Source organism: Kitasatospora sp. NPDC088264, from assembly GCF_040685715.1.
Taxonomy (GTDB): domain Bacteria; phylum Actinomycetota; class Actinomycetes; order Streptomycetales; family Streptomycetaceae; genus Kitasatospora.
In genome coordinates this window covers 1-26,338 of sequence record NZ_JBFBIR010000083.1, presented here as the reverse complement: position 1 = coordinate 26,338, position 26,338 = coordinate 1, and the positions used below count along the sequence as shown (strand labels likewise).

At 71.4% G+C, this 26,338-nt stretch carries 14 protein-coding genes and 2 CRISPR repeat arrays; of the genes, 6 read left to right on the top strand and 8 right to left on the bottom strand.

What is annotated here, in order from left to right:
- Window positions 1-587 precede the first annotated feature (587 nt).
- Window positions 588-921: a CRISPR direct-repeat array (repeat unit 29 nt; unit sequence GGAGCGATCCCCGCGAGCGCGGGGCCGAC).
- A 710-nt stretch (window positions 922-1,631) separates the two neighbouring features.
- The 3 genes from AB0O82_RS35545 to AB0O82_RS35535 all read left to right on the top strand — a co-directional run bounded on the left by AB0O82_RS35545 (window position 1,632) and on the right by AB0O82_RS35535 (window position 5,020).
- On the top strand, window positions 1,632-2,789 hold the full coding sequence (locus tag AB0O82_RS35545) for an XRE family transcriptional regulator (RefSeq protein ID WP_363588674.1): 1,158 nt from the start codon (window positions 1,632-1,634) through the stop codon (window positions 2,787-2,789).
- On the top strand, window positions 2,786-3,313 hold the full coding sequence (locus AB0O82_RS35540) for a hypothetical protein (protein ID WP_363588672.1): 528 nt from the start codon (window positions 2,786-2,788) through the stop codon (window positions 3,311-3,313). Before AB0O82_RS35545 ends, AB0O82_RS35540 begins: the two co-directional genes overlap by 4 nt.
- 1,464 nt (window positions 3,314-4,777) lie before the next feature.
- The gene (locus tag AB0O82_RS35535; protein ID WP_363588670.1) at window positions 4,778-5,020 is read left to right on the top strand and encodes a helix-turn-helix transcriptional regulator; all 243 of its coding nucleotides are present in this window, start codon (window positions 4,778-4,780) and stop codon (window positions 5,018-5,020) included.
- Between the two features lie 238 nt (window positions 5,021-5,258).
- Here AB0O82_RS35535 and AB0O82_RS35530 read toward each other — a convergent pair whose 3' ends face one another.
- Complete coding sequence (locus AB0O82_RS35530) at window positions 5,259-5,714, bottom strand: hypothetical protein (protein ID WP_363588668.1); 456 nt, start codon at window positions 5,712-5,714, stop codon at window positions 5,259-5,261.
- 729 nt (window positions 5,715-6,443) lie between these two features.
- Here AB0O82_RS35530 and AB0O82_RS35525 point away from each other — a divergent pair.
- Entirely contained in the window at window positions 6,444-7,202 is a 759-nt protein-coding gene (locus tag AB0O82_RS35525) for a GntR family transcriptional regulator (RefSeq protein ID WP_363588666.1), read from the top strand.
- Window positions 7,203-7,356: 154 nt separating this feature from the next.
- Window positions 7,357-8,178: a CRISPR direct-repeat array (repeat unit 29 nt; unit sequence GGAGCAATCCCCGCGGGCGCGGGGCCGAT).
- Between the two features lie 699 nt (window positions 8,179-8,877).
- Here AB0O82_RS35525 and AB0O82_RS35520 read toward each other — a convergent pair.
- The 4 genes from AB0O82_RS35520 to AB0O82_RS35505 all read right to left on the bottom strand — a co-directional run bounded on the left by AB0O82_RS35520 (window position 8,878) and on the right by AB0O82_RS35505 (window position 12,268).
- Complete coding sequence (locus AB0O82_RS35520) at window positions 8,878-10,155, bottom strand: cytochrome P450 (protein WP_363588664.1); 1,278 nt, start codon at window positions 10,153-10,155, stop codon at window positions 8,878-8,880.
- 4 nt (window positions 10,156-10,159) lie between these two features.
- Window positions 10,160-11,218, bottom strand: coding sequence for a cytochrome P450 (locus AB0O82_RS35515; RefSeq protein ID WP_363588662.1), 1,059 nt, complete (start codon window positions 11,216-11,218; stop codon window positions 10,160-10,162).
- Between the two features lie 133 nt (window positions 11,219-11,351).
- Window positions 11,352-11,432, bottom strand: coding sequence for a tryptorubin family RiPP precursor (locus tag AB0O82_RS35510; RefSeq protein WP_224285092.1), 81 nt, complete (start codon window positions 11,430-11,432; stop codon window positions 11,352-11,354).
- A gap of 215 nt (window positions 11,433-11,647) precedes the next feature.
- Window positions 11,648-12,268: a TetR/AcrR family transcriptional regulator gene (locus tag AB0O82_RS35505; protein WP_363588660.1), complete on the bottom strand. Its 621-nt coding sequence runs from the start codon at window positions 12,266-12,268 to the stop codon at window positions 11,648-11,650.
- A gap of 87 nt (window positions 12,269-12,355) precedes the next feature.
- Between AB0O82_RS35505 and AB0O82_RS35500 the strand changes: the two genes are divergently transcribed.
- The gene (locus tag AB0O82_RS35500) at window positions 12,356-13,843 is read left to right on the top strand and encodes an MFS transporter (protein WP_363588658.1); all 1,488 of its coding nucleotides are present in this window, start codon (window positions 12,356-12,358) and stop codon (window positions 13,841-13,843) included.
- A 235-nt stretch (window positions 13,844-14,078) separates the two neighbouring features.
- Here the strand turns inward: AB0O82_RS35500 and AB0O82_RS35495 are convergent, their stop codons facing one another.
- Genes AB0O82_RS35495 through AB0O82_RS35485 form a run of 3 tightly spaced genes read right to left on the bottom strand, consistent with a single transcriptional unit; the run spans window position 14,079 to window position 24,895 of the window.
- A complete protein-coding gene (locus tag AB0O82_RS35495; RefSeq protein WP_363588656.1) occupies window positions 14,079-21,476 on the bottom strand; it encodes a thioester reductase domain-containing protein in 7,398 nt (2,465 codons plus the stop codon).
- A 57-nt stretch (window positions 21,477-21,533) separates the two neighbouring features.
- Entirely contained in the window at window positions 21,534-22,391 is an 858-nt protein-coding gene (locus tag AB0O82_RS35490; protein WP_363588654.1) for a methyltransferase domain-containing protein, read from the bottom strand.
- The gene (locus AB0O82_RS35485) at window positions 22,388-24,895 is read right to left on the bottom strand and encodes a lantibiotic dehydratase (RefSeq protein ID WP_363588652.1); all 2,508 of its coding nucleotides are present in this window, start codon (window positions 24,893-24,895) and stop codon (window positions 22,388-22,390) included. Before AB0O82_RS35485 ends, AB0O82_RS35490 begins: the two co-directional genes overlap by 4 nt.
- Window positions 24,896-25,092: 197 nt before the next feature.
- On the opposite strand from AB0O82_RS35485, the gene AB0O82_RS35480 reads away from it, so the two are divergent.
- Complete coding sequence (locus AB0O82_RS35480) at window positions 25,093-26,271, top strand: M20 family metallopeptidase (RefSeq protein ID WP_363588650.1); 1,179 nt, start codon at window positions 25,093-25,095, stop codon at window positions 26,269-26,271.
- The last annotated feature ends 67 nt before the right edge of the window (window positions 26,272-26,338 follow it).

Genomic DNA, 26,338 nt, shown 5'->3' with positions numbered 1-26,338 from the left:
CGGGCAGGTTCTTCCAGGCGGAACCCATGGGGCCTTCCAACGGTGCGAGACGGGAACGGGGGACGGGGAGAGCGGAACGGGCTCCGGCCGGGGCCCGCACAACGGGACCACCTCTTGTCGGCCACAAATAGTCTCGCCTATAAGCCAGTTGCCCACGCTGGCGACGGGGGTGTCATACCCCGACCTGGAGGTCGACACCTTTCCGAAGGAGAGAGAAGCACGCGTTCGATTGAGCCCGTGTGGGCACCATGGCGGCTTCCGAAGACCCGGATGTCTCCCCAGAGATCACGCCATGGGCCCGAATCCGGGCCCATGACTGACCGAGCACCAGAACTAGCGGGATACGACGGCATGCCCCAAGGTCAACCGGGCGTTCCCGTCGACCAAGGACCACGCGAACGTGGCACACGGGACGAAGGAGCAGCACCAGAAAGTCCTGGCCTCCACCGACGACGGCATCCCCCCAACTGCCGGGAGGGCCGGAAGCCGTCGCCCAGGTAGCGAGCCGACCAAGATCCCCCTGATGCCGACAACCCCCACCCGGAGGCGCGAGGCGGAAACGGCCTGCGGGCCGGGGAGCCGGGCCTGGAGCGATCCCCGCGAGCGCGGGGCCGACATCGACAGCGGGGCCCTGGCCCCTGGCGACCCGGAGCGATCCCCGCGAGCGCGGGGCCGACGTGTCGCCCGACTCCCACCCGACCAACTCGCCGGAGCGATCCCCGCGAGCGCGGGGCCGACGCGCGGTCTGTCAGACCGAACCCCGCGGGCCAGGAGCGATCCCCGCGAGCGCGGGGCCGACAAGATGGCCCCGGGCGGCCGGCCCAAGAGCGTGGAGCGATCCCCGCGAGCGCGGGGCCGACGGGGTCGTGCCTAGCTGGGCTTGGATCTTCCCGGAGCGATCCCCGCGAGCGCGAGGCCGACACTTCCTGACCTGCGGCGATTCGTGTCAGGGACCGTCAGTTGATTCAGTTCGATTAGGCAGGCGGCGCGTGACGGACTTCATGCCTCTTCCTCTCGACGAGACCAGCTTCCGGTGGTCACCGGTGTGATGGGCTGGTCTCCCGAACCATCCCCGCGAGCGCGGGGCCGAGCTCTCCCAAGCCGTCCCCTTGGCCTTGTTCGGGGAACAATCCCCGCGTGTGCGGGGCCGACACCGCGGCCTTCGCCTTGATGGTGCCGAAGGTGGAGTAATCCCCGCGACAGTGGGGCCGACCCGTGCCACTGAACCGGCACTGATGCTAGCGGAGAGCAACCCCCGCGAGCGCGAGGCCGACTGCTGCTGAACGAGGAGGCGCGCCGCGTCACAGTTCTGCAGATCATCAGCCTCTCCTGACCGGCTGCGCAGCCGTGTCCTGGCCTACGCAGGGAGGGCTTGGGTGGACGCGTCCCCGAAGCAATGACGTGCGGCGTGGTCTGTACCAATGATTGCAGCGGCCATTGCCGATCTGGCTCGCCACTGCGCCTGGCGGCGCCCAATCACCGTGTGGCCGCGATTGCATCTCCACAGGTCAGGGTGCCTGTCGAGGCGTCGCCGTCAGTGCGCGCCGTGCACTCACTCAGGCGGGTGAACCCCAGGTCACAACCTGGTCATGTCGATTGCGAGAATCGCAACGCGACTGTACGGTCGCAGCATGGATGCCGGACTGATTGAACGCGTGCGTCAGGTCATCGGCTCAACGGGTGAGACCCAGGCCGTCATGGCGGAGCGCATTGGAATCTCCCCAGACAAGCTGTCGAAGTCTCTTGGCGGGAAACGCCGCTTCACCTCCCTCGAACTAGCGCTGATCGCCGATTTCGGCGGCAGAACCGTTGACTGGCTGCTGCGCGGCGTCGAGCCGCGCTCGGCGCTCGGCGCCGCCGCGCGGAAGGCGGGCGCCTGCGAGCACACCACCGACGAAGTGCGCACACTCCTGGGCCGGTACGAGCAGGTGATCGACGCCTTGGCGCGGATCGGGAGTGACCTGCCGAGGCGCGCCCACAACCGCCCAGAGGGAATCGACGGCACACAGCTCGCCCAGGCCGCCCTGGAAGCAGTGGGAACCGACCCCTGGACCCTCTCGACCCAGAACCTCGCCTCAAGTTTCGAGCAGGCCTTCGGCGTGGAGATCGCGGGCGTCGATCTTCCCGACAAGCTGGACGGCCTGTCCTGGTCGACCGACAGCTTCGACCTCATCCTCGTTGCCAAAACCAATGTGTGGACACGCCAGCGGTTCACCCTTGCCCACGAACTCGGCCATATCCTCGCCGGCGACGCGCATGACGAGGCAGTCGTCGAGAAGGTGCAACCGGGCCGGTCGACCACTGCGATGGAAGTGCAGGCGAACGCGTTCGCCGCGGAGTTCCTGATGCCGCGTACCACTGTTCTGGCCGACGCCCGGGACCGAACGGCCGGCGGTGACCTGGTGGCGGAGCTGGCCTGGAAGTACCGCGTGTCGCCGAGCGCGATGGCAACCCGGTTGAAGGTGTTGGGAGTCCTGACTGCCGATCAGCGCAGGCAGTGGGGAGCGATGTTGACAGCCGACGGCGCCAGGATCGCCGGCGCCGCGGGGGCCCTGGAGCAGCACATGGTCAACACCGAGCGCAGCCAACGTGGTTGGCATCCTCGACGACTAACAGAGCTGGCAATCAAGGCTTATGCTTCGGGTGATACGACAGTCCGGCCGCTGGCAGCCCTCCTGGACCTCGACCCGGACGTGCTCCTGGACCTCCTGGAGCCCGCCCAGCTCGAGCCTGAGCAGCAGCAGGCGGCACCGTCCGATCCCGGAACGGAGCTCGCGTTCAGCCCATGATCATCTGCTTTCCCGACAACACGGTCCTGTGCAACTTCGCGTCCGTCTCCAGGCTCGACATCCTGGAAAACGTACTGAGCGGCCGGGGTCGATGGACGGAAGCAGTGGCGTACGAAGCCAAGCGATCATCTCGATTTCTGCCGGCCCTGGACCCACCTGACGTCTCCCGCTGGCTGGGGGATCCGATCGAAGTCGACGACCCCGAGGCCGTGGAGCGGATTCGACAGGGTGTGTTCTTCGGCAGCCCGTCGGATCCGCTCAAGCATCTCGGGGAGTCCGAGACCCTGCACGTCATCAGCACCCGGGTGGAGTTCAAAGAGGCCACGTGGATCAGCGACGACAAGGCGTCGCTGGACCTCGCGCGGCACAGAGGGATCCCGACGATGCGGACCAAGGACGTGATGGCGGTGGCGTGCGTCGGGTTCATCGTCTCGAAGCAGGAGGGGTTCGCCCTTCTCCAGCGAATGGTGACGAACGGTCGGTCCATACGCTTGCCCGCCACCGCAGATGATCTGATGCGCTGAACACGCCGCTGCGCCCCACCTCGAGTCTCCGGGGTGGGGCGCAGCGGTGTCCGGCGTCGCCACGCCGAACACCCCGATCGGATCGCACGACAGTGGCTTCTTGAAGCCCTCGCAGGTGCGGGGCCGGTTGGGCCGCCGAGATCACCGGCCGGGGGATGCCAAGGCGCAATCCCCGCGCGCGGGGCCGACCAGGTTGCGATCATGCCCGCCGAGACGACGTCGGAGCAATCCCCGCGTGTGCGGGGCCGATCTGAGCGCGGCGGCGTCCGCCGCGAGCGACTGGGAGCAATCCCCGCGTGTGCGGGGCCGATTCTACGGCGACGGCCTGTACCGGATCGTGCGCGGAGCAATCCCCGCGTGTGCGGGGCCGATACTTTCTGACCTGCGGTGATTAGCGACTGAGGGGCTTGATTGATTCAGTTCGATTGGTAGAGGTCCCGTCGAACAGCCGATGTGCTGTTGTCATTTCTTCTTGTCCCAGGGCTGGTTGTCAGTGTCGTGGCCTGACTCCGCGAAGCGTACCCGCGCGTGGAGATTGAGACGATGATTGAGGACTGCTGGCATCGGTACCTGTCCGAGGTCAGGGGCTGGCTGGGTGCGCTGTGGGGTAAGTCCGCCGGGTGGGTTGGGGATCTGCCACGGATCAGTCCCCACAAATGTGGCGCCAACAGCGTGAGTTCGGCGATGGCGATGTGCCCCGCAGAGCAATCCCCGCGAGCGCGGGGCCGACGGAATGCGCTCCCACAGAGCTTCATCCGGGATGGAGTAATCCCCGCGAGCGCGGGGCCGATCGCATCGGCAAGTACCGGACGTTCAAGGAGATGGAGCGATCCCCGCGAGCGCGGGGCCGATTTCGACGGTCACGAGAGCGGCCGGCGGTGCGGGGAGCGATCCCCGCGAGCGCGGGGCCGATACTTCCTGACCTGCGGTGATTAGCGGCTGAGGGGCTTGATTGGCTCAGTTCGATCGGTAGAAGTCCCGTCGAACAGCCGATGCGTTGTTGCCATCTTTCCTTGCCCCAGGGCTGATTGTCAGTGTCGTGGCCTGACTCCCCGAAGCGTACCCGCACGTGGAGATTGAGACGATGATTGAGGACCGCTGGCAGCGGTACCTGCCCGAGGTCAGGGGCTGGCTGGGTGCGCTGTGGAGTAAGTCCGCCGGGCGGGTTGGGGATCTGCCGCGGAGCAGCCCACGCAAGTGTGTTGCCAGCAGCGTGAGTTCGGCGATGGCAATGTGCGGAACAATCCCTGCGAGCGCTGGGCCGACGAGACTGTGAGCAGCTGGGCCCGGGTCAGGTCGGAGCAATCCCCGCGGGCGCGGGGCCGGTATGGCGTAGGTGGCGCTCAGAGTGTGCTCCCGGTTGGTCCCTTCGGGCTGCGGTGGGTCAAGCCTGTCGAACGGATGCTCTATAAGTGGCGGCATATCGGTACAGACTTTTGATCATGATCCGGTCAGCATCAAGGGGTGCCTGCCCCGTACCAACCCGACGAACAGCAGATCCGCGACCGGCGAGACGTCGGGGCCCGGATTCTCTCGCTCAGGCGACAGGCGGACCCCATGCAGGAGCGGCTTGGGGAGCGCGCCGGACTTGACCGGCGCACGATTGGGCGGATCGAGAACGGCCTCGCACCTGCGACGCTCGACCAACTCGGCGCCATCGCGCGGGCAATCGGCGTGCCACTCTGGCGCCTGGTCCGCGACGAGTAGCCCTGGCCGGCCATCGGGCCGGTCAGGGCCTTGACCTGCTGCTACTCGTCTCGAAGCGGCTCCATGACGAACCCGAGCCGCGGGGGTACAGTCTCGCCGTCGGGACGTTCGAGCAATGGCCCGAAAGCTTCGAAGTCCTGCTGCCGGTAGCACGCGACCAGGTCTGCGTACCGCGGATCGATCCACTCCATCGGATGCCTCCTACTCGTGTGCCGGCAGCCTACGCGTTCCGAGTCCGCTATTCAGCGGGCTTGGTGCAGGGCTTCTCCGGTTTCTTCATCGGCCTGATTGAACAGCTGGGCGAGTGCTGACAGCTCGCCGCTACGGTCACCAGGCTGTCGTCCGCCGGCGGCCGCCACAGTTCCTGGTCGACCTCGAAGCCCGCCTCCCGGATGGCAGCTTGGGTCTGCTCCATGATGTCCTGGTCGAAGTTGCCCGGGTCGAATCCCGGGCTGTGGTGCACGAACCGGCCCTCGCGCTCGCACAACTCGGCGTACGCCTCGGTGTGGACGAGGAACGCGTGCCAGCCCTCGTCCACGATCCTGGACGGCGCCATGGCCAGGTGCGGGCGGCGGGCGCCCACAACCACGAACGCGATGGCTTCCCGGGTGATCCGGGTGGCCATCGCGACGTCCATGCCCTCGTTGTTGGAGAGCACGGTGGAGATGACGGAGTCGAACGTCGCCGCGCTCACGAACTGGTCCGGAGCGGTCGGGGGCGGCGCCAGCGCCGGGGTGGTTCGGGAATGATCATGGTAGTGCTCCTCTCGGTGTGTCGAGTGGTGCAACCTCCTGGGCCGACGTCGTCGTCAGGCCCGGGAGGGGACGGAGGGTTGATCAGGGCGTTTCGACCTGATCGCGAGGGGCTGGTTCGGGCCACCGGTGGGAGATCCGCTCGGCAGGTTGCGAACGCAGGGGCACCCCGACGGGTCGCAGAGGCATACCAGCACCCGAGCACCGCACTCGTCCCGCAGGCCGTCGGGACACCCGTGGTGGGCGTCGAGTTGACACTCTGCGCTGACGTAGTGCCCGGCCCGGGCTGTGTCCAGAGTGATGACGATGCCGGACGGGACGTCCGGTCTGGCGATCATTGCGGCTCCTCCAGTTCGGCCCAAACGACCACCGCGCCAGTTGCGTCCGTGGATCCCCATGAGGTGCAGGACTGCACGATGGCCAGGACATCAGCTCAGCGTTCGACTGATTCGTCGACAGACGCGGGGACGCTCAGGCGCACTACTCCAGCGTTGGGGCGCGTAACGCGTACGTGGGCGCCTGTGGCCTGACCGAGCGCAGCCTTCACGGCTCCTGCGCACATGCCGATCTGCACCGATCCCTCAGTACATGTAAGGATTAGGGCTACACATACAGTAGAGCCTGGCCGCATACTCTGTCACCCACCGAGCACGGAACGTAGGAGGACATGCATGGCAGGCGACGCCGAATCCCCCTACCTCCGCATCGCAGACCACATCCGCGAACGGATCCTCACCGGCCAGCTCGCAGCCGGAGCCCAGTTGCCGTCTCTCGCTGCACTGCGTGAGGAATTCGGCTACTCCCACGGCGTCGGCCAGAACGCCTACCGGCTACTCGAATCCGAGGGCCTGGTCGTCGCCCGCCATGGCCGCGGCTACTACGTCCGCAGCCAGGAACCGCCCACCGTCCTGGTGCGCCGTCAACGCGTACCCCGCGGCGACGGCAGCCCGACGGAGGCCACCCTCGCCAGACAGGGTGTCGCCGGTACTTGGCGGCACGAATCTCAGCCTCGTGCCGCCGAGGCCCGCATCGCGGCCCGGCTGGAAATCCAGCCCGGCGATCCGGTGATGCACACGACCTACGTGTACCTGGCCGACGGAGACCCGGTGCAGCTCGCAGAGAGCTGGGAACCGATGGCCACCACTGGCGGCAGCTTGGTTGTCCTGCCCGAGGCCGGTCCACACGCTGGTATCGGCGTCGCCGACCGCATGGCGATCCTCGGCATCGACGTGGGCGTGCCCGTTGAGCGCGTGAGTGCCAGGGCTGCCACGCGACCTGAGGCTCAGACCCTCGGCGTTGCACCCGCTGTCCCGGTGATGGCAATTGAACGGACCTACTACGACCAGGCCACCGGGCGCCCAGTTGAGACCGCAGACATCGTGCTCACCTCGCGCTGGGTTGCTGAGTACGGGCGCGCCCCACGTTCCTGACCTGAATGGTCCGATGCCGGTCGTACGGTGGCGGCATGGCCGGTACGTCGACGGACGGTCCTGGTATGAGCCGGACGCGGACGGCGTGTGGCAGTGGACGCACGACACCCCGTAACGACGAAGCGCCCCCGCCCGGCCGAAGCCGAGCGGGGGCGGAGCGATCCCCGCGGGCGCGGGGCCGATAAGGAGCGCAAGGCCCGATACCGGCCGGCGGAGGAGCAATCCCCGCGAGCGCGGGGCCGACTGGGCCGTGCTGTTCCCCGGCGAGCCGGTGCTGGAGCAATCCCCGCATGTGCGGGGCCAACCCGTACAAGGTGGAGCAGGACATCGAGCGGCGGGAGCGATCCCCGCGTGTGCGGGGCCGATCGCAGATCGCCGTCGCCATCGCGCGGATCCCAGGAGAGATCCCCGCGAGCGCGGGGCCGATTGCGACGGCCTGGTCCTCGCCTTCAACCCGCAGGAGCGATCCCCGCGAGCGCGGGGCCGATGGAGTTGGAGCCGCCCACCATCGCGACCGATGGGAGCGATCCCCGCGAGCGCGGGGCCGATGCGTGGAAGTCCGCCCACGCGATATCCGAGCGGGAGCAATCCCCGCGGGCGCGGGGCCGATCGACCGTCAACGCGGGCCGTGCTCCGGTGGCGAGAGCAATCCCCGCGGGCGCGGGGCCGATCGGCTGCGGCGTTGAAGGCGACGGTGGCGCCGGGAGCAATCCCCGCGGGCGCGGGGCCGATAGCCGGTGCTTGCCGATGCCGGGGATGATGTGGGAGCAATCCCCGCGGGCGCGGGGCCGATGCGACCGCTGCCCTGAGCCGGTCGCGGATGGCGGAGCAATCCCCGCGGGCGCGGGGCCGATCTGCGCGTGATGGTCAAGGGCGGTGACTGGGTGGAGCAATCCCCGCGGGCGCGGGGCCGATCGCCCGCCAATAGTGGCGGAAATATCAACTCGGGAGCAATCCCCGCGGGCGCGGGGCCGATGCTTTTTGACCTGGGGTGATTAGCGGTCGAGGGGCCTGATTGGTTCAGTTCGATTGGTGGAGGATCCGTCGAACGGCCGATGTGTTGTTGCCATCTTTCCTTGCCTCAGGGGCGGTTGTCGGTGTCGTGGCCTGAGTTCTCGAAGCGTACTCGCACGTGGAGGTTGAGGACCGTCGGCAGTGATGCCCGTCCGAGGTTAGGGGCAGCCTGTTGCTGTCGTAGATGCTGGACGCTGGGGCAGTGGCCGAGATTATTCGGGGCCGCTGCCTGCCGATGGTGACGAGGCGGCGCCTGAATGGTCTTGCGGGGCCAGGTCTGTTCGCCTGGTTGTGCGGGATGCGTGGCTGAGGAGGTTGTCCGCCGGGTGGTGTTCATGTGGGACAGGTATGCGGCGGGTGCTGCCGGGCGGAGCGAAGTGGGGCGGGGCAGCTCGCCGGTTGCCACGGTGAGTGTCGCTGGCCTTGGGGTAGTCGGCCCCGGGCATGGGGAAGGTCGTAGAGCTTCAGCGCCGCCGCAGTGAGGCCTGGAAGTCGGCGCGTGGGAGCACGGCTATCAGGGGGAGTTGCCACTTACCGCGGTGGAGACCGTTCTGGTGTGTGGAGTTGGTCCTCGACGGGGTGCGTCGGATGGGCGGGCCCGGACCGAGCAGGTGATGTGCTCGGCCCCCACCGGCGCTGGGCGGGTGGGGGCCTGCCGGCGTCAGTGCAGCAGCAGCCGCAGGCTGAGCAGCCCGCGGTGTCGTGGGTTCTCCTGCCACTGCGCGGCCTCGGCCGGTTCGGCCAGGCGCAGGGCGGGGAAGCGGCGCAGCAGTTCGGTGAACGCTACCTCGGCCTGGAGGCGGCCGAGTTGTGCGCCGAGGCAGTGGTGGATGCCGTGGCCGAACGCGAGGTGTCGGGTGGCGTCCGGGCGGGTGATGTCGAAGCGGTCGGGGTCGGTGAAGACGGCCGGGTCGCGGTTGGCGGCGAGCAGGGCGATCTGGACGAACTCGCCGGCCGGGATCGTGGTGCCCCCGATGGTCACCGGCTCGGTCGTGCGGCGCAGCGAGGCGATGCTGAACGGGCTCTCGTAGCGCAGGACTTCCTCGATCGCGCCGGGAAGCAGTGCCGGATCCGCGCGCAGCGTTGCGAGTTGCTCGGGGTGGCTGAGCAGAGCGTGGATGCCGTTCGCGATCAGGTTGACGGTGGTCTGGTGGCCGGCGATGGCGAGCAGGAACGCCATCGAGGTGATCTCGGTCTCGGTCAGCCGGTCGCCGTCCGCCTGGGCGGCGAGGAGTTCGGAGATCAGGTCGTCGCCCGGGTGGGTGCGCTTGTGGTCGACCAGGGCGCGCAGGTAGTCCGCCATGCCTTCGGCGGTCTCCACCGAGACTTCGCCGTCCGCTCCGCCGTCCGCCTCGCCGTCCGCCTCCGGGCCGGCATCGACCGCGTTGCCCCGCACTTGGAGGTTCTCCCGTTCGGCCTGCGGCGCGCCGAACAGCTCGAAGACCACCGCGAGTGGCAGCGGCAGCGCGAACTCGCTGATCAGCTCGACCGGGTCGGGCCCGTCGAGCTGGTCCAGCAGTGCGCCGACGTGGCGCTCGACCATCGGTCGCAGGGTCGCCACCTGCCGCGCGGTGTAAGCCTGTTGGACCAGCTTGCGCAGTCGGGTGTGCTCCGGGGGGTCGGAGTTGAGCATGTGCGACATCAGGTCGCGGCCCGGGCCGCCCTCGGAGTTCCCGACGTGTCGGGCGAACGCCTCGGTGACGGCCTTCTTGCTCAGCCGGGGGTCGGTGAGGGCGGCCCGGCACTCGGCGTGGCCGGTGACGACCCAGCCTTCGAGTCCGGCCGCGCCGCCGAACCGGACCTTGCGGGCGCCGCCCTCGCTGCGCCAGCGGCGGTACGCGGCGTGCGGGTCGGCGTAGAACTGGCCGTCGGCGAGCTCCGGTTCGGTGGCGCTGTGTTCGGTGGCGCTGTGTTCGGTGCGTATGTGTTCGGCGTGCATGTGATCAGTGTGTATCGCGTGGCTTCAGGACGCGGACCTCGCTGACGCCGAGCAGGCCGAGCAGTGGCACCTTGGCGGTCCGCTGCTCGGGGTCGACGACCAGGCCGGCCGTACGGATCTGGTCCAGCAGCAGCTCGGCGAGCGGCATCACCATGTGCCGGCCCCAGCAGCGTTCGGAGGAGTGCCCGAACGGCAGGTAGCCGGGAGTGCTGTCCGGGTCGAGGTGGTCCCAGCGCTCCGGGCGGAACTCGTGCGGGTCCTCCCACAGGGCCGGGTCGCGGTGCGAGAGCAGCGGCAGGACGAGGACGTCGTCGCCCGCGCCGATCCGCGGGTCGATCGCGGGGTACTCGGGCGAGGCGCGGCGCAGGATGTTCCAGGACGGCGGCAGCAGGCGCAGCGACTCGAAGATGATGTTCCGGTTCGGCGTGCTGTCGTCGAACGGCGCGCCGAGCCAGAGCGCGTTCGCGACCAGGGTGGAGATGGTGAAGCAGACCGGTGCGGCGGCTCGGCGGTACATGCCGAGCGCGTACCGTCGGTCCTGGTAGTTGGCGGCCTTCGCGGTGAGCTTGCCGAGTTCGGTGAGGTCGTCGCCGGGCTTGGGCCTGCCGGGCAGTGCGGCGCCGGCCGAGATCACCAACCAGGTGAGCAGGGGCGTCAGTTCGAGGTTGCGGCTCATCAGGATCCGCAGCCGGCGCGGGTCCCGGCCGAGGATGAGGTCGCGCAGGAAGAGGTGTCCGGTGAGCGGCCACGGGCCGGACAGGTCGATGTTCGGCGGCAGCGGGGCCTTCAGTGCCTCGCGCACGTCGCTGCCGATCGTCCGCGTCACCGAGGACGCCTCGGTGCGGGTGATCGAACGTCCGTGCAGCGGTTTGAAGGTGGGCCGTTCGATCTCGGTGGCGCGCCGGGCGGCGAGGATCCGGTCGGTGAGCTCGGGCCCGGCGACCCCGATCGTGTCGGGTTCGAGCCGGACGGCGTCCTTGCCCAGATGGTCCCTGAGCAGGGCCTCAAGCCGGGGGGAGAGCACGGTGGTTCGCGAACGGGCGGAGGCGGGGGAGAGTGCCATGTGATGTCTCCGAGACTTTGCCGGGACCGGTCTCCGCCCCCGCCCCGGGCCCGATCTCCCGGCGGAGGCCGCGAGGGGGGCAGGGGCGGGGGCGGATCAGCTGTTCAGGTACCGGAGGTACCGATCAGCCGGCTTAGTACCAGATGTACCAAGCGCTGGCCTTCAGGCTCTTCTTGGCGAAGGACGCGTCACGGATGGCGAACAGGATCTTCATCTTTGGGTCTCCCTTTCGTTACCAGGTGGCTGAGCGAACGTAAGCCGACTCTGCAGTCGCCCTACAGACGTAGACACGCAGCCGGCTCCCCATCAGGTTCACTGTCGGGGGAGGTTCTTGTCGAGAGGCTCGGGGAGGTGGGGGGATTTGCCAGCGGATTTCCTGATTCGCCCCCCCCGGCTTTCCTGGTTCGCCCCCCCCGGCGGCTGACGGTGTCAGTCGCCGGAGCAGTCCGCGCACCGTCGCGGGCGCAGCCCGTCGAGGATGATGCCCAGGTAGCGGCGCCAGTCGGTGACCCCGGCCTGCACGACGTGGCAGAGGCCGATGTAGAGCGGTGACACGTCCGCGACGGTCAGGTCCTCTCGCACCGAACCCTCGGCCTGGGCGCGCTTGAGCACCTTGTCGGTGAGTTCGTTGAGTTCGGCGATCGCCGCTGCGTCGAACGTGCTGCCTCCGACCATCGCGGTGACCGTCTCCGCGTAGCCCCGGTCCTGTTCCTGCATGGTTCCGCAGAACTCCAGGGAGCGGGCGAGGCCGTGCCAGGGGTCGGGGTCGGGGAGCACCTCGTTCCTGAGGAAGTCCAGGGTCTGCTGGAACCGGTGCTCCACGATCGCTTCCGCCAGCGATTCCTTGGTCGGGAAGTGGCGGTACACCGTCCCGACGCCCACCCCGGCCCGGCGGGCGATGTCGCCCATCTGTGCGTCCCGCCCGGACTCGGAGAAGGCGGCTCGGGCGGCGTCGAGCACCTTGAGCCGGTTGCGGGCGGCGTCGGAGCGCAGCTTGCCGCCGGTGGGTGTGCTGGAACGGGAAGGGGGAGGGGAAGGGGTGTTTGACAAGGGGAACCGCGCCTCCGTATCGTCGCCATCCGGAACCGTGAGTCCGATTCCGGTTACCACTTTAACCCACAGGAGCGTATCCCTCCCATGGCCGTGCCTCCCACTTCCTCCTTATCGACCTCGACCTCGACCTCCTCCCCGGATCCTCTCCGCTGGAAGGCGCTCGTCGTCCTGGCCGTCGCCCAGTTGACGGTGGTGCTCGACGCCTCGATCGTGAACGTCGCGCTGCCCTCGATCCAGCGGGACCTGCACTTCGCCGACTCCGACGTCCAGTGGATCGTCAACGCCTACGCACTCGCCTTCGGCGGCTTCCTGCTGCTCGGCGGCCGGACCGCCGATCTGCTCGGACGGCGGCGGGTGTTCATGACCGGACTCGGCCTGTTCGCCGCCACGTCGCTGCTCGGCGGTCTCGCACCGACCGCGGGCCTGCTGATCGCCGCGCGGGTGGGGCAGGGCCTCGGCGCCGCGATCATCGCGCCGGCCGCCCTGTCGATCGTCACCACGACCTTCACCGAAGGCGCCGAACGCAACAAGGCCCTCGGCATCTGGGGCGCGCTCGCCGGAGCGGGCGGTGCCATCGGCGTGCTGCTCGGCGGTGTGCTCACCCAGTGGGCGGGCTGGGAGTGGGTGATGTTCGTCAACGTGCCGATCTGCGTCGTGGCCGCCGTCCTCACGCCGGGGTTCGTCCGCGAGAGCCGCGGCCACGAGCGCACGGGCATCGACTTCGCCGGTGCCGCACTGGTCACCGGCGGTCTCAGCGTGCTGGTCTACGCGCTCGTGGACGCCGAGCGGGCGGGCTGGGGTTCGGCCAGGACCATCGGGCTGCTGGGCCTCGCGGCCGTCCTGCTGCTGGTCTTCGCCCTGGTCGAACTGCGCCTCGTCAAGCACCCGGTGATGCCGTTGCGGATCTTCCGCAACCGCAACCTCTCCAGCGCCAACGCGGTGTCCCTGCTGGTGGGCGCCGCGCTGCTGTCGATGTTCTTCTTCATCTCCCTCTACCTCCAGCAGGTGCTCGGCTTCTCCGCGCTGGAGGCCGGACTGTCCTATCTGCCCTTCTCGGTGGCGAGCATCGTCGCCGCCGGTGCGGCCTCGCAGCTGGTGACCAAGGTCGGGCCCAGGCCCGTCCTCGCCTGCGGTCTGGCGCTCACCGCGGTGGGGCTCCTGCTGTTCACCCGCATCCCCGCCGACGGCACGTTCGCCGGGGACGTGCTCCTGCCCTCGGTGGTCGCGGCACTCGGACTCGGGTTCTCGTTCGTGCCCGTGACCATCGTCGCCGTCTCCGGTGTGACACCGCAGGAGTCGGGTCTCGCCTCCGGCCTCATCAACACCACCCAGCAGATCGGCGGCGCGCTCGGCCTCGCCGTGCTCTCCTCGGTGGCCAACGCCCGTATCAGGGAGCTCCTTGAGGGCAAGCAGGCCGGTGGCCCGGCCACGGCCGACGCGATGACGGAGGGCTTCCGGCTCGCGTTCGCCGTCGGGGCGGGCTTCGCCCTGCTCGGCGTGCTCATCACCCTGCTGGCCGTACCGAGGGGCGAGCGCTCCGTGCGCGACGACGTGCCGGTCACTCCGGTCTGACGAACGGCGGCTTCCGGACGCGCGACCGAACAACGGCGACCGAACAACGGCGACCGAACGGCGGCCTCCGGACGGCGGCGACCGAACGGCGGCCTCCGGACGGCGGCTTCCGGGCGCGCGAAGGCGCTCACCCTGCCCTCGACGGCTACGGGGTGAGCGCCCTCGCGTGCTCCCTGTACGACGGTGCGTGGCGGTGCGTGGCGGTGTACGGCGGTGCCTCGGTAGGGACGGTGCCTCAGTAGGACAGCCCCGGGCAGTACACCCCCTGCTGCGGCGCCGTGTACGAGCCGCGCACCACCAGCGTCTCCAGCCGCTCCAGGGCGATGCCCCGGGTGCGGAACGCCCAGCTCAGGGTCTCGGGCAGCAGCCGGCCCGGGATCCGCAGCCGGGGCGGCGCGCCGTCGGGGACGGCCCGGCGCATCAGCTCGCCGGCGCCCGTGTACAGCGCCCGTGCCGCGGCCTCCGAGGCCGCGGTCAGATGGCCCAGGTCGGACAGGCCCGTGGTGTAGCCGGCGAGCGCGCCGCTCGACCGGTCCACGACCACGTACGGCTGCGACCAGCCGAAGGCCCGCTTGGCCGCCATGTGGATCTCTCCGTCCCGCGCATGGCCGTTGACCGAGCGGTACAGCTCCTGGCACGCGGGCACGTCGTCCTCGGTCATCGCGCGCACCGTGAAGCCCGCCATGTTCGCCGGGGTGGGCGGTGCGTACCCGGCGACCAGGGACAGCTGCTCGTACGGGACGAAGCCGAGCGAGGAGTAGAGCCGGTACGCGCCCAGGTTGTTGGTCACCTGGACGGCCCGGACCGAGTCCCGGTCGTGCCGGGCGGACGCGCCGATCACCTCGTCCATCAGCAGCCGGCCCACACCGCCGCCCTGCGCGCCGGGCGCGACGCTGAGCGGGCCGAAGGCGGCGACGGACTCGCCCAGGACCAGGAAGTTGGAGCCCGTCACGGAGCCCGCGCCGTCGACCGCCACGTAGGCGAGGCAGCCCGGGGCCGCGAGCCGGTCCCGGAACATCTCCGTCACCTCGTCCACCGACGACCACTCCGGAGCGAGACCGAGCGAGGCGTTCAGGGTGTTGAAGGCCTCGAAGCAGATGCCCACCATCGCCGGAAGGTCCTCCCGCGCCGCCTTCCGGACCCGGAAGGCCTGTGCACCGCCGTCCACGGCGTCGCCGCCGGGAAGGTCGCCGGCGCCCGGTTCGGGGAAGTAGCCGGCGCCCGGCTCGGGGAAGCGGCCGACGCCCGGCTCGGGGAAGTAGCCGACGCGGACGAAGAACCCGACGTACTTCTCGAAGAGTTCACGCGTCATCGGCGGGCAGTCGACGCCGGTACCGGCCAGCAGCTCCCGGGTCTGCGAGGTGTCGACGGACAGGTAGTGGTTGCGTCCGCTGTAGATGGTCGATTCGAACGCGTCGATCATCGGGACCATCGCGTTGTCGCGGTCGGCGCGGATGCGCCGCACCCAGGCGTCCCAGCGGAGTTCGTCCAGGTGGTAGCCGAGGGAGCGGAGGGATTCCGTCATCGCGGAGAACGGGAGGTGCGTCCCGTTGGCGAGGTGGTGGTTGCGGCCCGCCGCCCGGTCGTCGCGGGACAGCCGCAGGATCGCCGCGCTGACGTGGTCGACCGGCACCAGGTGGAAGATGCCGGCGGGATCCTGCGGTACGGCGCCGGCCTGCACGATGCCCTTCATGCTCAGCCAGACGAAGTCGTGGGTCTGGCAGAAGCCGCGCTCCGAGTCGCCGGAGATCTCGTCCACCCGGTAGACCGAGACCGGCAGGCCCCGCCCCCTGGCGAGTTCGATGATCTGCTCCGCCACCAGTTTCGTCTGCCGGTAGCCGGACGACAGCGCCTCGGCGGGGCCCGGCGGATCGGTCACCTGGAGGGCCTGCCCGGGGACCGCCTCCGCGGCGAACACGCCGGTGGACGAGACGTGGTGGACGGGCACGGTGCGGTGCCGTGCGGCCAGGCGCAGGATCTCCGCGGTGCCCGTGACGTTCGCGTCCTTCAACGCCGAGTACGGGTAGAGGCCGTTGACGGTCGCGGCGGCGTGGTAGACGCTGTCCACGCTGCGGGCGAGGGCGTCGAAGCGTTCGGGGGCCAGCCCCAGCAGCGGCCGGGCGAGATCGCCGACGACCACGGACAACCGGTTCGGGTCGATGCCGTCCCAGAACTCGTACCACTCCAGGTTCTTGCGCAGCCGCGCCCACGCGTCCGCCTCGTCGGCCCCGCGGACCAGGCAGTGCACGGTCGCACGGGTCGTCCGCAGCAGGTCGCGCAGCAGGTACGCGCCCAGGAACCCGGTCGCACCGGTGAGGAGCACCTCCCGCGGGTCGTCCGCGACCCGGATCACCTCGTCGGCGGGGGAGACGTCCGCCGCCAGGACGACCTCGGCGGCGAAGTCCACCGCGTCCTCGTCGACGCCCGGCGTGGCGGACACCGCGGCCAGCACCTTCGCGAGCAGGTGGTCGGCGAGCACCGCCGGGGTCGGGTGCTCGAAGACGAGCGTCGGGCGCAGGCTCACCCCGCAGAAGTCGCTGAACTGGTTGCGCATCTCCACGGCCATGAGGGAGTCGACGCCGAGTTCGAGGAACGGCACGTCGGGGTCGATGGCGTCCGCGCTGTCATGGCCGAGCACCGCCGCGATCCGGGTGGCGATCCGGTCGATCATGTGGAGCAGCTGCTTCTCCTCGTCCAGTCCGGCGAGCACGCCGGCCAGGCGGGCGGCGACCTCCGGGCGCTCACCCGGCTTGAGCACCCGCCCGGACGGGGCCGTCTTCTCGGCGGTCTCCCCGGCGGTCTCCCCAGCCGCCTCCCCGGCCGCCTCCCCGGCCGCCGACTCCACGGCCACGGTCGGTACCGGTGACGCGGCGGGGGCGGCGAGTGCGGGCAGCCAGTAACGCTTGCGCTGGAAGGCGTAGGTCGGCAGCGTGACGTGGCGGGCGGCGGTGCCGTCGAAGAACGCCGCCCAGTCGACCGGGACGCCGGCGGTGTGGAGCGCGGCGGCGACACCGACGGCGGTCGCGGCACCGGGCCGGTCACGCCGGGAAACCGGCAGCGCACGGTGGCCGCCCGTGCGGCCACCCCCGTCACCCCTGTCGGCGTCGTCGGCGATCTGACGCACCAGGGCCGTCAGGGACGCGTCCGGGCCCAGTTCGACGAAGGTGTCGGTGCCCCGCTCCCGCAGGGTCCCCACCGCGGCGGCGAACCGGACGGCCGAGCGCAGCTGCCCGGTCCAGTACGCGGGTGTCAGCAGTTCCGCACCGGCGACGGCACCGGTGACCGTGGAGACGATCGGCACGTCCGGCGTACGGTAGACGACGGTCCGGGCCACGGCCTCGAACTCCTCCAGCACCGCGTCCATCCGGGGCGAATGGAAAGCGTGACTCACCGTCAGACGCTTGGTCCTGCCGCCCCGTTCGGACACCGCCCGGGCGACCTCCGCCACGGCGTCCTCGTCGCCCGAGACCACGACGGACCGGGGCGCGTTCACGGCGGCGATCGCCAGCCGGGACTCCCGGCCGGCGAGCAGCGGCAGGACCTCGTCCTCCGTGGCCTCCAGCGCGATCATGGCACCGCCTTCGGGCAGCGCCTGCATCAGCTCGCCCCGGGCGGTGACCAGCCTGGCCGCGTCCGCCGGCGAGAACACCCCGGCGACGTGCGCGGCGGTCAGCTCGCCGAGGGAGTGGCCGACGAGCGCGTCGGGACGCACCCCCCAGGACCGCAGCAGCGCGAACTGCGCGACCTCCAGTGCGAACAGGGCGGGTTGGGCGATACCGGTGCGATGGATGCGTCCGCCGTCCGCCGCGTCGCCGGCGGTGAGGAGCAACTGCCTTACCTGCGGTGCCAGATGGTCGCACACCGTGTCCAGTGCTTCGGCGAACACCGGGAACGCCTCGTACAGTTCACGGGCCATGCCGGCCCACTGGGAGCCCTGGCCCGTGAAGAGGAACGCCGTGGTCCGGGCGGCACCGGCGTGATCCGTGGTCAGCCCGGCCGCGGGCTCGCCCTCCGCGAGCGCGCCGAGGGCGCGCAGCATGCCCTCCGCGCTGCCCGCTCCGTCCGCGCCGCGACCGAGGTCCGCGACGACGGCGGCCCGGTGTTCGAGCCCGGCCCGGGACAGTGCCAGGGTGCGCCCCACGTCCACGGCATCCCGCTCGGGCGCCGCGCGCAGGAACGACTCCAGCCGGCGGGCCTGGTCGCGCAGCGCGGCCGGGGACTTCGCGGACAGCAGCCACGGTACGGCGGTGAGCGCCCGGACCGGGGCCGGGGTCTCCTCGGCCGAGGGGGAGCGCGGGGCCTCCTCCAGGACGACATGGGCGTTGGTGCCGCTGATGGCGAAGGAGGACACCCCGGCGCGCCGGGGCCGTCCGTCGGCCGCCGTCCACGGCCGCGCCTCGTCGAGCAGCCGTACGTTCCCCGACGACCAGTCGACGTGCGGTGACGGCCGGTCCACGTGCAGGGTCGCCGGGAGTACGGCGTGCCGCATCGCCTCCACCAGCTTGATGACACCGGCCATGCCCGCGGCGGCCTGGGTGTGGGCGATGTTGGACTTCACCGAGCCGATCCACAGCGGCCGTTGAGGGTCCCGGCCGCGCCCGTACGCGGCGAGGATCGCCTCGGCCTCGATCGGGTCGCCGAGCATGGTCCCCGTGCCGTGGGCCTCGACCAGGTCGACCTCGTGCGCGGCCACCCGGGCGTTGGCGAGCGCCCGGCGGATCACCCGCTGCTGCGCCCGGCCGTTGGGCGCGGTGAGCCCGTTGGACGCGCCGTCCTGGTTCACGGCGCTGCCCCGGATCACGGCGAGCACCCGGTGGCCCGCCCGCTGCGCGTCCGAGAGCCGTTCGAGCAGCAGCACCCCCGCGCCCTCGCCGAAGGCGGTGCCGTCCGCCGCGCCGGCGAAGGCCTTCACCCGGCCGTCCGGGGCGAGGCCCCGGTGCCTGCTGAAGGTGATCATGTCGTCCGGGGTGGACATCACCGTGACCCCGCCCGCGAGCGCGAGCCGCGACTCACCGGAGCGCAGGGATCCGCAGGCCAGGTGGAGGGCCACCAGGGACGCGGAGCAGGCCGTGTCGACGGTGACGGCGGGGCCGTGCAGACCGAGGGTGTAGGCCACCCGGCCGGACATCACGCTGCCCGAGGTGGCGAAGCCGAGATGGCCCTCGTACTCGGATCCGGGCGCGGCGAGCGTGCTGTACGTCTGTCCCTTGGTGCCGACGAAGACGCCGGTCTCCGAGCCGGCCAGGCCGGTCGGGTCGAGGCCCGCCCGTTCGAAGACCTCCCACGCGACCTCCAGCATCAGCCGCTGCTGCGGGTCCATCGCGGTCGCCTCGCGCGGGGCTATGCCGAAGAATCCGGCGTCGAACGCGGACGGGTCGGTCAGGAAGCCGCCGCGTGAGACGTAGCTGGTGCCGTGGTGGTCGGGGTCGGGGTCGAACAGCGTGTCCAGCGCCCAGCCCCGGTCGGCGGGGAAGTCCGAGGTGGCGTCCCGGCCTGCGGCGACGAGGTCCCACAGCTGCTCGGGCGACTCCACCCCGCCGGGGAAGCGACAGGCCATGCCGATGATGGCGATCGGCTCGGCGCCGTCCGGGTCGGGCCCCGCGGGGGTCGTGCGCTCGGCCGGGAACGCTTCGGCGGCCGTGCGGGTGCCCGTCGGCTCCGTCAGCTCCGACGGTTCTGTCGGCTCCGACGGCTCCGTCAGCTCGGAGACCAGCCGGTCCGCGAAGGCGGCGGGCGTCGGGTGGTCGAACACGGCGGTCGCCGGGAGCCGCAGCCCGACCAGCGCGCACAGCTGCCGCCCGACCGCCACGACGGCGAGGGAGCCGAGGCCGAGGTCCACGAACGGCCTTGTGGGCGTGACCCGTTCGGCTTCGACGCCGAGCGCGCGCGCCACCTCGGCGCGGACCAGGTCCAGCACCGTCCGGGCCCGCTCGGCCGCCGTGAGCGCCGCGAGACGGCTCGCCCACTCGCCCCGGTCGGGCTCGGCCCGGCGCTCCCCGTGCTCCCCGGGCCCGCCGGTGGACGCCGTACCGAGCAACCGGGCATCCGCGTCCGCCAGCAGATGCCGGGTGACCTTCCCGGACGCGGTGCGCGGAACGCGCTCGACGGCGTACACCTTCTCCGGCACCTTGAAGAAGGACAGCCGCGTCCGGCAGTGCTCGAACAGCGCCTGGACGTCGACGCCTTCGGGACCGGGCACCACGTACGCGACGGGCACCTCGCCGAGCACCTCGTGGGGCTCCCCGCCCACCGCCGCGTCGGCCACGCCCGGCGCCGCGCGCACCACGTCCTCGATCTCCACGGGGTGGATGTTCTCGCCGCCCCGGATGATCAGCTCCTTGAGACGGCCGGTCAGGGTCACCTGCCCGAGGGCGTCCCGGCGGGCCAGATCGCCCGTGCGGTACCAGCCGTCCCGCAGCACCTCCGCCGTGGCGCCGGGCTGCCCGTGGTAGCCCAGCATCAGGTTGGGGCCGCTGACCCAGACCTCGCCCTGCTCGCCGTCGGGCACCTCGGCACCGGAACCGCCGTCCACCAGGCGGATGTCCACCCCCGGAACGGGCGGCCCGGCCGCCCCGGCGACCCGGTCGCCCGTCGGCCGGTTCGAGGTGATCGCGCCGGTCTCGGTCGATCCGTACTGGTCCACCAGCGGGACCCCGAACGCCTCCTCGAAACGGCTGCCGAGGGAGGCGCCGCCGGCCGAACCGGCGACGAACCCCAGCCGCAGCGAAGGCAGCCGGGTGTGCTCCTGGCGGGCGCGGTCCAGCAGGTAGTGGTACGTCGTCGGCACCCCGGCGAGGAAGGTCACCCCGTCGTCGCGCAGGGCGTCCAGCACCTCGGAAGGGGCGAAGCCGCTCATCAGCCGGGCGCCGGCGCCCACGGCCACGACCGCCATGACGCACAGGTTCTGGCCCAGGCCGTGGAACAGCGGCATCGGCCACAGCAGCCGGTCGTCCTGCGTCATCCCGAGCACACCCACGTGGCAGGCCTCCACCAGCCACAGCGAGCTGCGCAGGGAGTAGAGCACCCCCTTGGGACGGCCGGTGGTGCCCGAGGTGTAGAGCATCCAGGCCGGAGCGTCGAGCGGGTTCTCCTCGGGCGCCGGCCCGTCGTACGGGGTGGCCGCGAGCGTCTCGTACGCGGTGATGTCGTACCCGGCGGTGTCCGCGGTGTCCGCGGTGTCCGCGGTGTCGTGCGCGGTGGCGCCGGGGGAGTCGCCGGTGAGCACGATCGAGGGCCGGGGCAGGCCGGACGCGGCCACCGCGCGCAGCAGCACGTCGAGCCGTGCCGGGTCGCACAGCACCACCGACGCCCCGGAGTCCCGCAGGAAGTGGACCAGTTCGGCCTCGGACGCCTGCGGATTCAGCGGCACGGTGATGCCGCCCGCCCGGATGACGGCGAGGCAGCTCTCCACCATCTCCACGCTGTTGCCCATGAGGACGGCGGCGCGGCCGTCCTTCTCCAGTCCCAGCGCGGCAAGCCGGCCGGCGAGCCGAGAGGTCCGCAGATCCAGTTCCCGGTAGCCGACGCCCCGCCGGGCGTCGGTGAAGGCCACCTTGTCCCCGATCCGGGCGGCGTGTCCGCCGAGCAGTTCGGACAGCGGACGGATCAGCGAAGGGGTCGTGTCAGGAGCCATGTCATCGCACCTCTCGGCTCTGTGTTCAGCGCTTGGTAGACGGTTGCGGTCGTGCCGTCAGCGAACGGCCAGCACGGTCCTGGTCGGGCAGGAGAACTCCAGGGAGCCGTCCGGCCCCGCGAGCACCCGCAGCGCCTCGCGCGCCTCGTCGGTCGCTTCGGCCACCCGCTCCGCGGGCACCAGGTCCCACTGCACGCGGGTGGTCACGGTCTTGGTCCACGCCAGGTAGTCGTCGATGGTCTCGAAGCGGGAGTCCGCCGGGACGTGGCGGATCCGCACATCGCTGAAGCCGGCGGTGAGGAAGGCGGCAGCCGTGGACTCCTCACCGGCCAGCGGGCCGCCGAGGCCCAGGACCACCTGCCACGGGTCGTCCACACCCTCGGGGAGGTGCTTGGCGAGCACTCCGGCGAGGATCTCGGCGGACTCCCAGCCGGCGGCCAGCCTGCCGTTCTCGGTGGGGAAGGTGGTCGCGGCGAACCTGCCCCCGGGGCGCAGCGCCGCGACGGCGCAGGACAGGGCCTTCTCCGCCTCCGGCAGCAGGAACAGGACCATCCCGGCGCTCGCCGCGTCGAACGGCTCGGCGAAGGCGAAGTCCTGGGCGTTGCCCAGCTCCGCGCGGGCCCAGCCGGACACCCCGCGGGCCGTGATGTCGGCCGTGCAGGCGTCGACCATGCCCTGGGCCTGGTCGATGCCGAGCACGAAGCCCTCCGGGCCCACCGCGTGGGCGATCGGGAACAGGCAGGCGCCGCGCCCGCAACCGATGTCGAGCACCCGCTCGCCCGGCGAGAGCTCCAGGGTGTCGGCGATCATCTTCCCCAGCGGGTGGAAGATCATCTGACCGGCGGACTCGTACTGCTCGGCGGCCTTGTCGTAAGCGTCCCTCACCAGTGAGGTGATGCGGAGGTCCTCGGTCATGACGCGCTCTCTTCCTGTTGTTCCGGGGTCAGCGGATTGTCGGACGTCACCGGCCGCACGATGCAGCCGAGACGGAATTCGGCACAATGCGTTTCGTCCGCCACGCGCCACCACAACTGATCCGGGGTGGGCAGCATCTCGGACACGACGACTTCCCCTCCGGGAAGTCGCGCGATATCGATCACCGACAGCGGATCGGCGAAATCGACGTACAGCGGCTTGGGCTCGGCCGGATGCTTCACGTAGACGTGGCGCGGCATTCCCCGGGCGGCCCGCAGCCGCTGTACGGACAACCACTGGGTGACGGTGTCCGCGCTCTTCTCCGGAGCCCTTTCCGGAATGCTCAGCCGCCAGCGGGCCCGCTGGACCACGACACCGTCCACCACGATCCTGGGGGTGTACGCCCCGAGGTCGACCGGCACCGGGACCAGCGCGGGCCGGGACACCGCGCGGTGCAGCGTCGACGACAGGTCACCGGGGTAGAGCAGCCGCCGCCGGCCGTCCACCACCACCGCGTCGGCCGAAGCGGGCACGACGGCATCCGCGATCGGCACCACGTCGGCCCGGTCCTTGCCGGAGAGGCCGCTCAGTTCGATGGCGGTACCGGGGAGTTCGGGGGTCACGTGGGCGCTGCGCCGGCGCGAGACGATGGTCGCGGCGGTCCCGGACGGCACGGCTCGCGACACCCGCTCGGTGAAGCCGGCCCACAGCCCGTCCGGGTCGCTGTGCAGCGGACGCTCCAGCCCCCCGAAGATCGAGCTGCAGTCGTCGTGCAGCTCCGAGAGCACCCAGTCGGCGGTGGCCGGGTCGGGGCCCGCCACCATCAGGTCGGGGCTCGGCAGGCACGCGTCGTCGGGGCCGTACGTCACGGTGTCCCACAGCGGAGCCAACGCCTCGGCCAGTTCGCTACGGCTCAGCTCCACGACCGGGGGGCGGCCGTCGGTCGTTCCCGCGGCCTCCACGGCCCGCCCGACCAGCCGGCGCAGCACCGCGTCCAGCCGGTCCCGGCGCGGTGAACGAGCGGGTATCTCCCGTGCGGCCAGTGCGGCGAGCGGCGCCGGGGCGCCCGCCAGCTCGGCGCGCAGGGCGTCGCGGGCGTCCTCCCTGGCCAGCAGCGCCGCGAGGAACACCAGCGGGAACACCGCCTCGGTGACCTCCCGGATGCGCTCCACGACCGGCGCCCCGAAGCCGACCCGCTCGCTCAGCGGACTCGACCTGTCCTCGTGGAACAGCTCGCGGTCGGCGTAGTGCCGTCCGCTGTCCTGCGAGACCCGCCCGCCGTCCGCCGCGCGGGCCGCCCGCACGGCGAGGAGGTGCGCCGCCCGCTCGGGCCAGGGCGCCTGCGCGTACGTGTCGCGGACCTCCGCCAGGTCCACCACCGTGTCCGCGGGGTGCTCGGCCGCCAGCCTGGTCAGCGCGTGCAGCTCGGTCGCCGGCAGCCGCCAGGGGGAGACGACCAGCGCCGGTCCGAGTGCCTTCACCAGCCCGGCGGCGTACGCGTCGTCCGCCCCCGCCCGATGCGGGGCCGGCACGGGGCCGGCGGCGCCGACGAGCGAGTCGAGCCGGCTCCCCGGCGCCGCGGCGGCGGCACTCCACAGGGCCAGCGCGGGCGCCGCGACCCTGAACCTGCGCCCGTCCACGGCCCGTTCCAGCACCGGGGACGAGTCCGGCCGGCGGAACAGCGGGCTGGGCCACACGCGCTGCCGCGTCAGCGGCACCTCGCGGACGGCCTGCTCCCGCAGCTCCTCCACCAGCCAGGCACTCGCCTCCACCACGACCTTCTCGCGGCCGGGCGCGCCGACCAGCAGGGTCTCCTCCTGCTCCGGCACCAGACGGCCGAACAGCACCGGGCCGAAGAACGAGACGGTCTCGCACTTGGTGGCGAACCGGCGCAGATAGCGGTGCAGGGTGTCGACCCGGCGGCGCAGGGTCTGCGGCAGGGCGCCGCCCTCGTCCCGCGCCTGCGCCCAGCCCGGGTGCGTCAGCGGCGGGGTCTCCAGGGCCGTGTGGTGGAACGAGGGGTTCGACACGAACACGGCGTGCCCGAAGTCGTCGCGGCCGGCGGCCCGTGCGGTGTGCAGCCGGGCCCGCAGCAGGGCCGCCTCCAGCTCGGTCCCGGCCGCCGCCAGCCGCTCGTCGAGCGCGGCGACCAGGGCGTTCCAGCGGGGCGCCCAGTCCGGCGCGCCGGTCGCCGCGAGGACCGCTGCGCACCGCTCGTCCAGGGGCGCGCCCCCGTCCACCAGCCGGCGGCAGCTCTGGAGGGCGCGCAGCGACCGCTGGCGCGGTTCGACCGTCCGTACGGCCTTGCGCAGCCCCGGCCACAGCAGGTCCAGGAAGTGCGCACGCTCGGCGGCGACCGCCTGCTCCGCCGCGAGCACCCCGGCGGCGGTGCCGAACAGTTCCTCGGACGCGAGCCCGTCCAGGAGCCCGGCGGGGAAGCCGGTCGCGCGCAGCAGCGACCAGGGCATCATCTCGACCGAGAGCTCCCCGTCGCCCGCCCGCACGTTCCATGTCAGTGGCGCTGTCAGTGACGTTGCCAGTGACGTTTTCAGTGACGTCATGTCAATTCTCCAGACTGGTCTCGCTTTTCGTCGGAGACTCCGGTAGGAAGGAAAAGGCCAGGGAATTGTCCGGCCATCCGGCCGGCGGCGATCCAGGCCATTCGGAGGGGAAAGAGAAGATGCGAATCTCGTCTCGGATCATGCGTGGTTGTCGCGAAAGCGTCGAACGCGCCGAACACGAACTGATCGCGCTGTCGAGGAGTATTCACGCCGAGCCGGAGACCGCGTTCAAGGAGCACCGCAGCGCCGCCAAGGTGAGCGGCCTGCTGCGGGACGAGGGGTTCGAGGTGGTGCCCGGCGCCGGCGGCCTGGACACCGCGTTCACCGCCCGCTACGGCAGCGGCCCGCTCACGGTCGGGCTGTGCGCGGAGTACGACGCGCTGCCGGGCCTCGGCCACGCCTGCGGCCACAACATCATCGCCGCCTCGTCGGTGGGCGCGGCCCTGGCGCTGAGGGACGTGGCCGACGACCTCGGCATCACCGTCATGGTGCTGGGCACCCCGGCCGAGGAGGAGGGCGGCGGCAAGATCGCCATGCTGGAGGCCGGTGTCTTCGACGAGGTGTCGATGGCGATGCTCGTCCACCCGGCCCCCGAGGACAACTGTGCTCCCCGCCCCCTCGCCCTGGTCGAGCTCGAAGTCCGTTACACCGGACGCGAGTCGCACTCCGCACTCGCCCCGCACCTGGGCGTCAACGCCGCCGACGCCCTGACCGTGGCGGAGGTCGCCGTCGGCGTGGGCCGCCAGCACTTCGAGCCGCGGCAGCAGGTGCACGGCATCGTGACCAGGGGCGGCGAGGTGCCCAACGTGGTCCCCGCGCACACCAGCGCGCTGTACAACCTGCGGGCCGCCGACATGGAGTCCCTGGGGCGCCTGGAAGCACGCGTCAGAGCCTGCTTCGAGGGCGGCGCCGTCGCCACCGGCTGCACCCACGAGGTCCGCTCGACACCCGCGTACGCCGAACTGGCGCACGACCCGTTCCTGGTGGCGGCCTACCGGGCGGCGGCGACCGAACTGGGCCGCCCCCTGGTGTCCCCGGAGGAGGAGCGCGCGATGCCCACCGGCAGCACCGACATGGGCAACGTCAGCCGGGTCCTGCCCAGCGTGCACCCCAGCATCGGCATCGACAGCGGCGGCGCGGTCAACCACCAGCCGGAGTTCGCCCGGGCCTGCGTGAGCCCGGCCGCCGACCGGGCGCTGCTCCAGGCATCCGTCGCACTGGCCTGGACGGCGGTGCGGGCCGCCGAGGACGACCAGGCCCGGGAGCGGCTGCTCACGGGCCACGCGGCTCGTCGTGACGCGGGCCGCACGGCCGGCTGACCGCCGCCGTCCGGACCCGCCGGCCGTTCCGGTGGACTGGTCACCGACCGACCTGGATGCCTTCTGC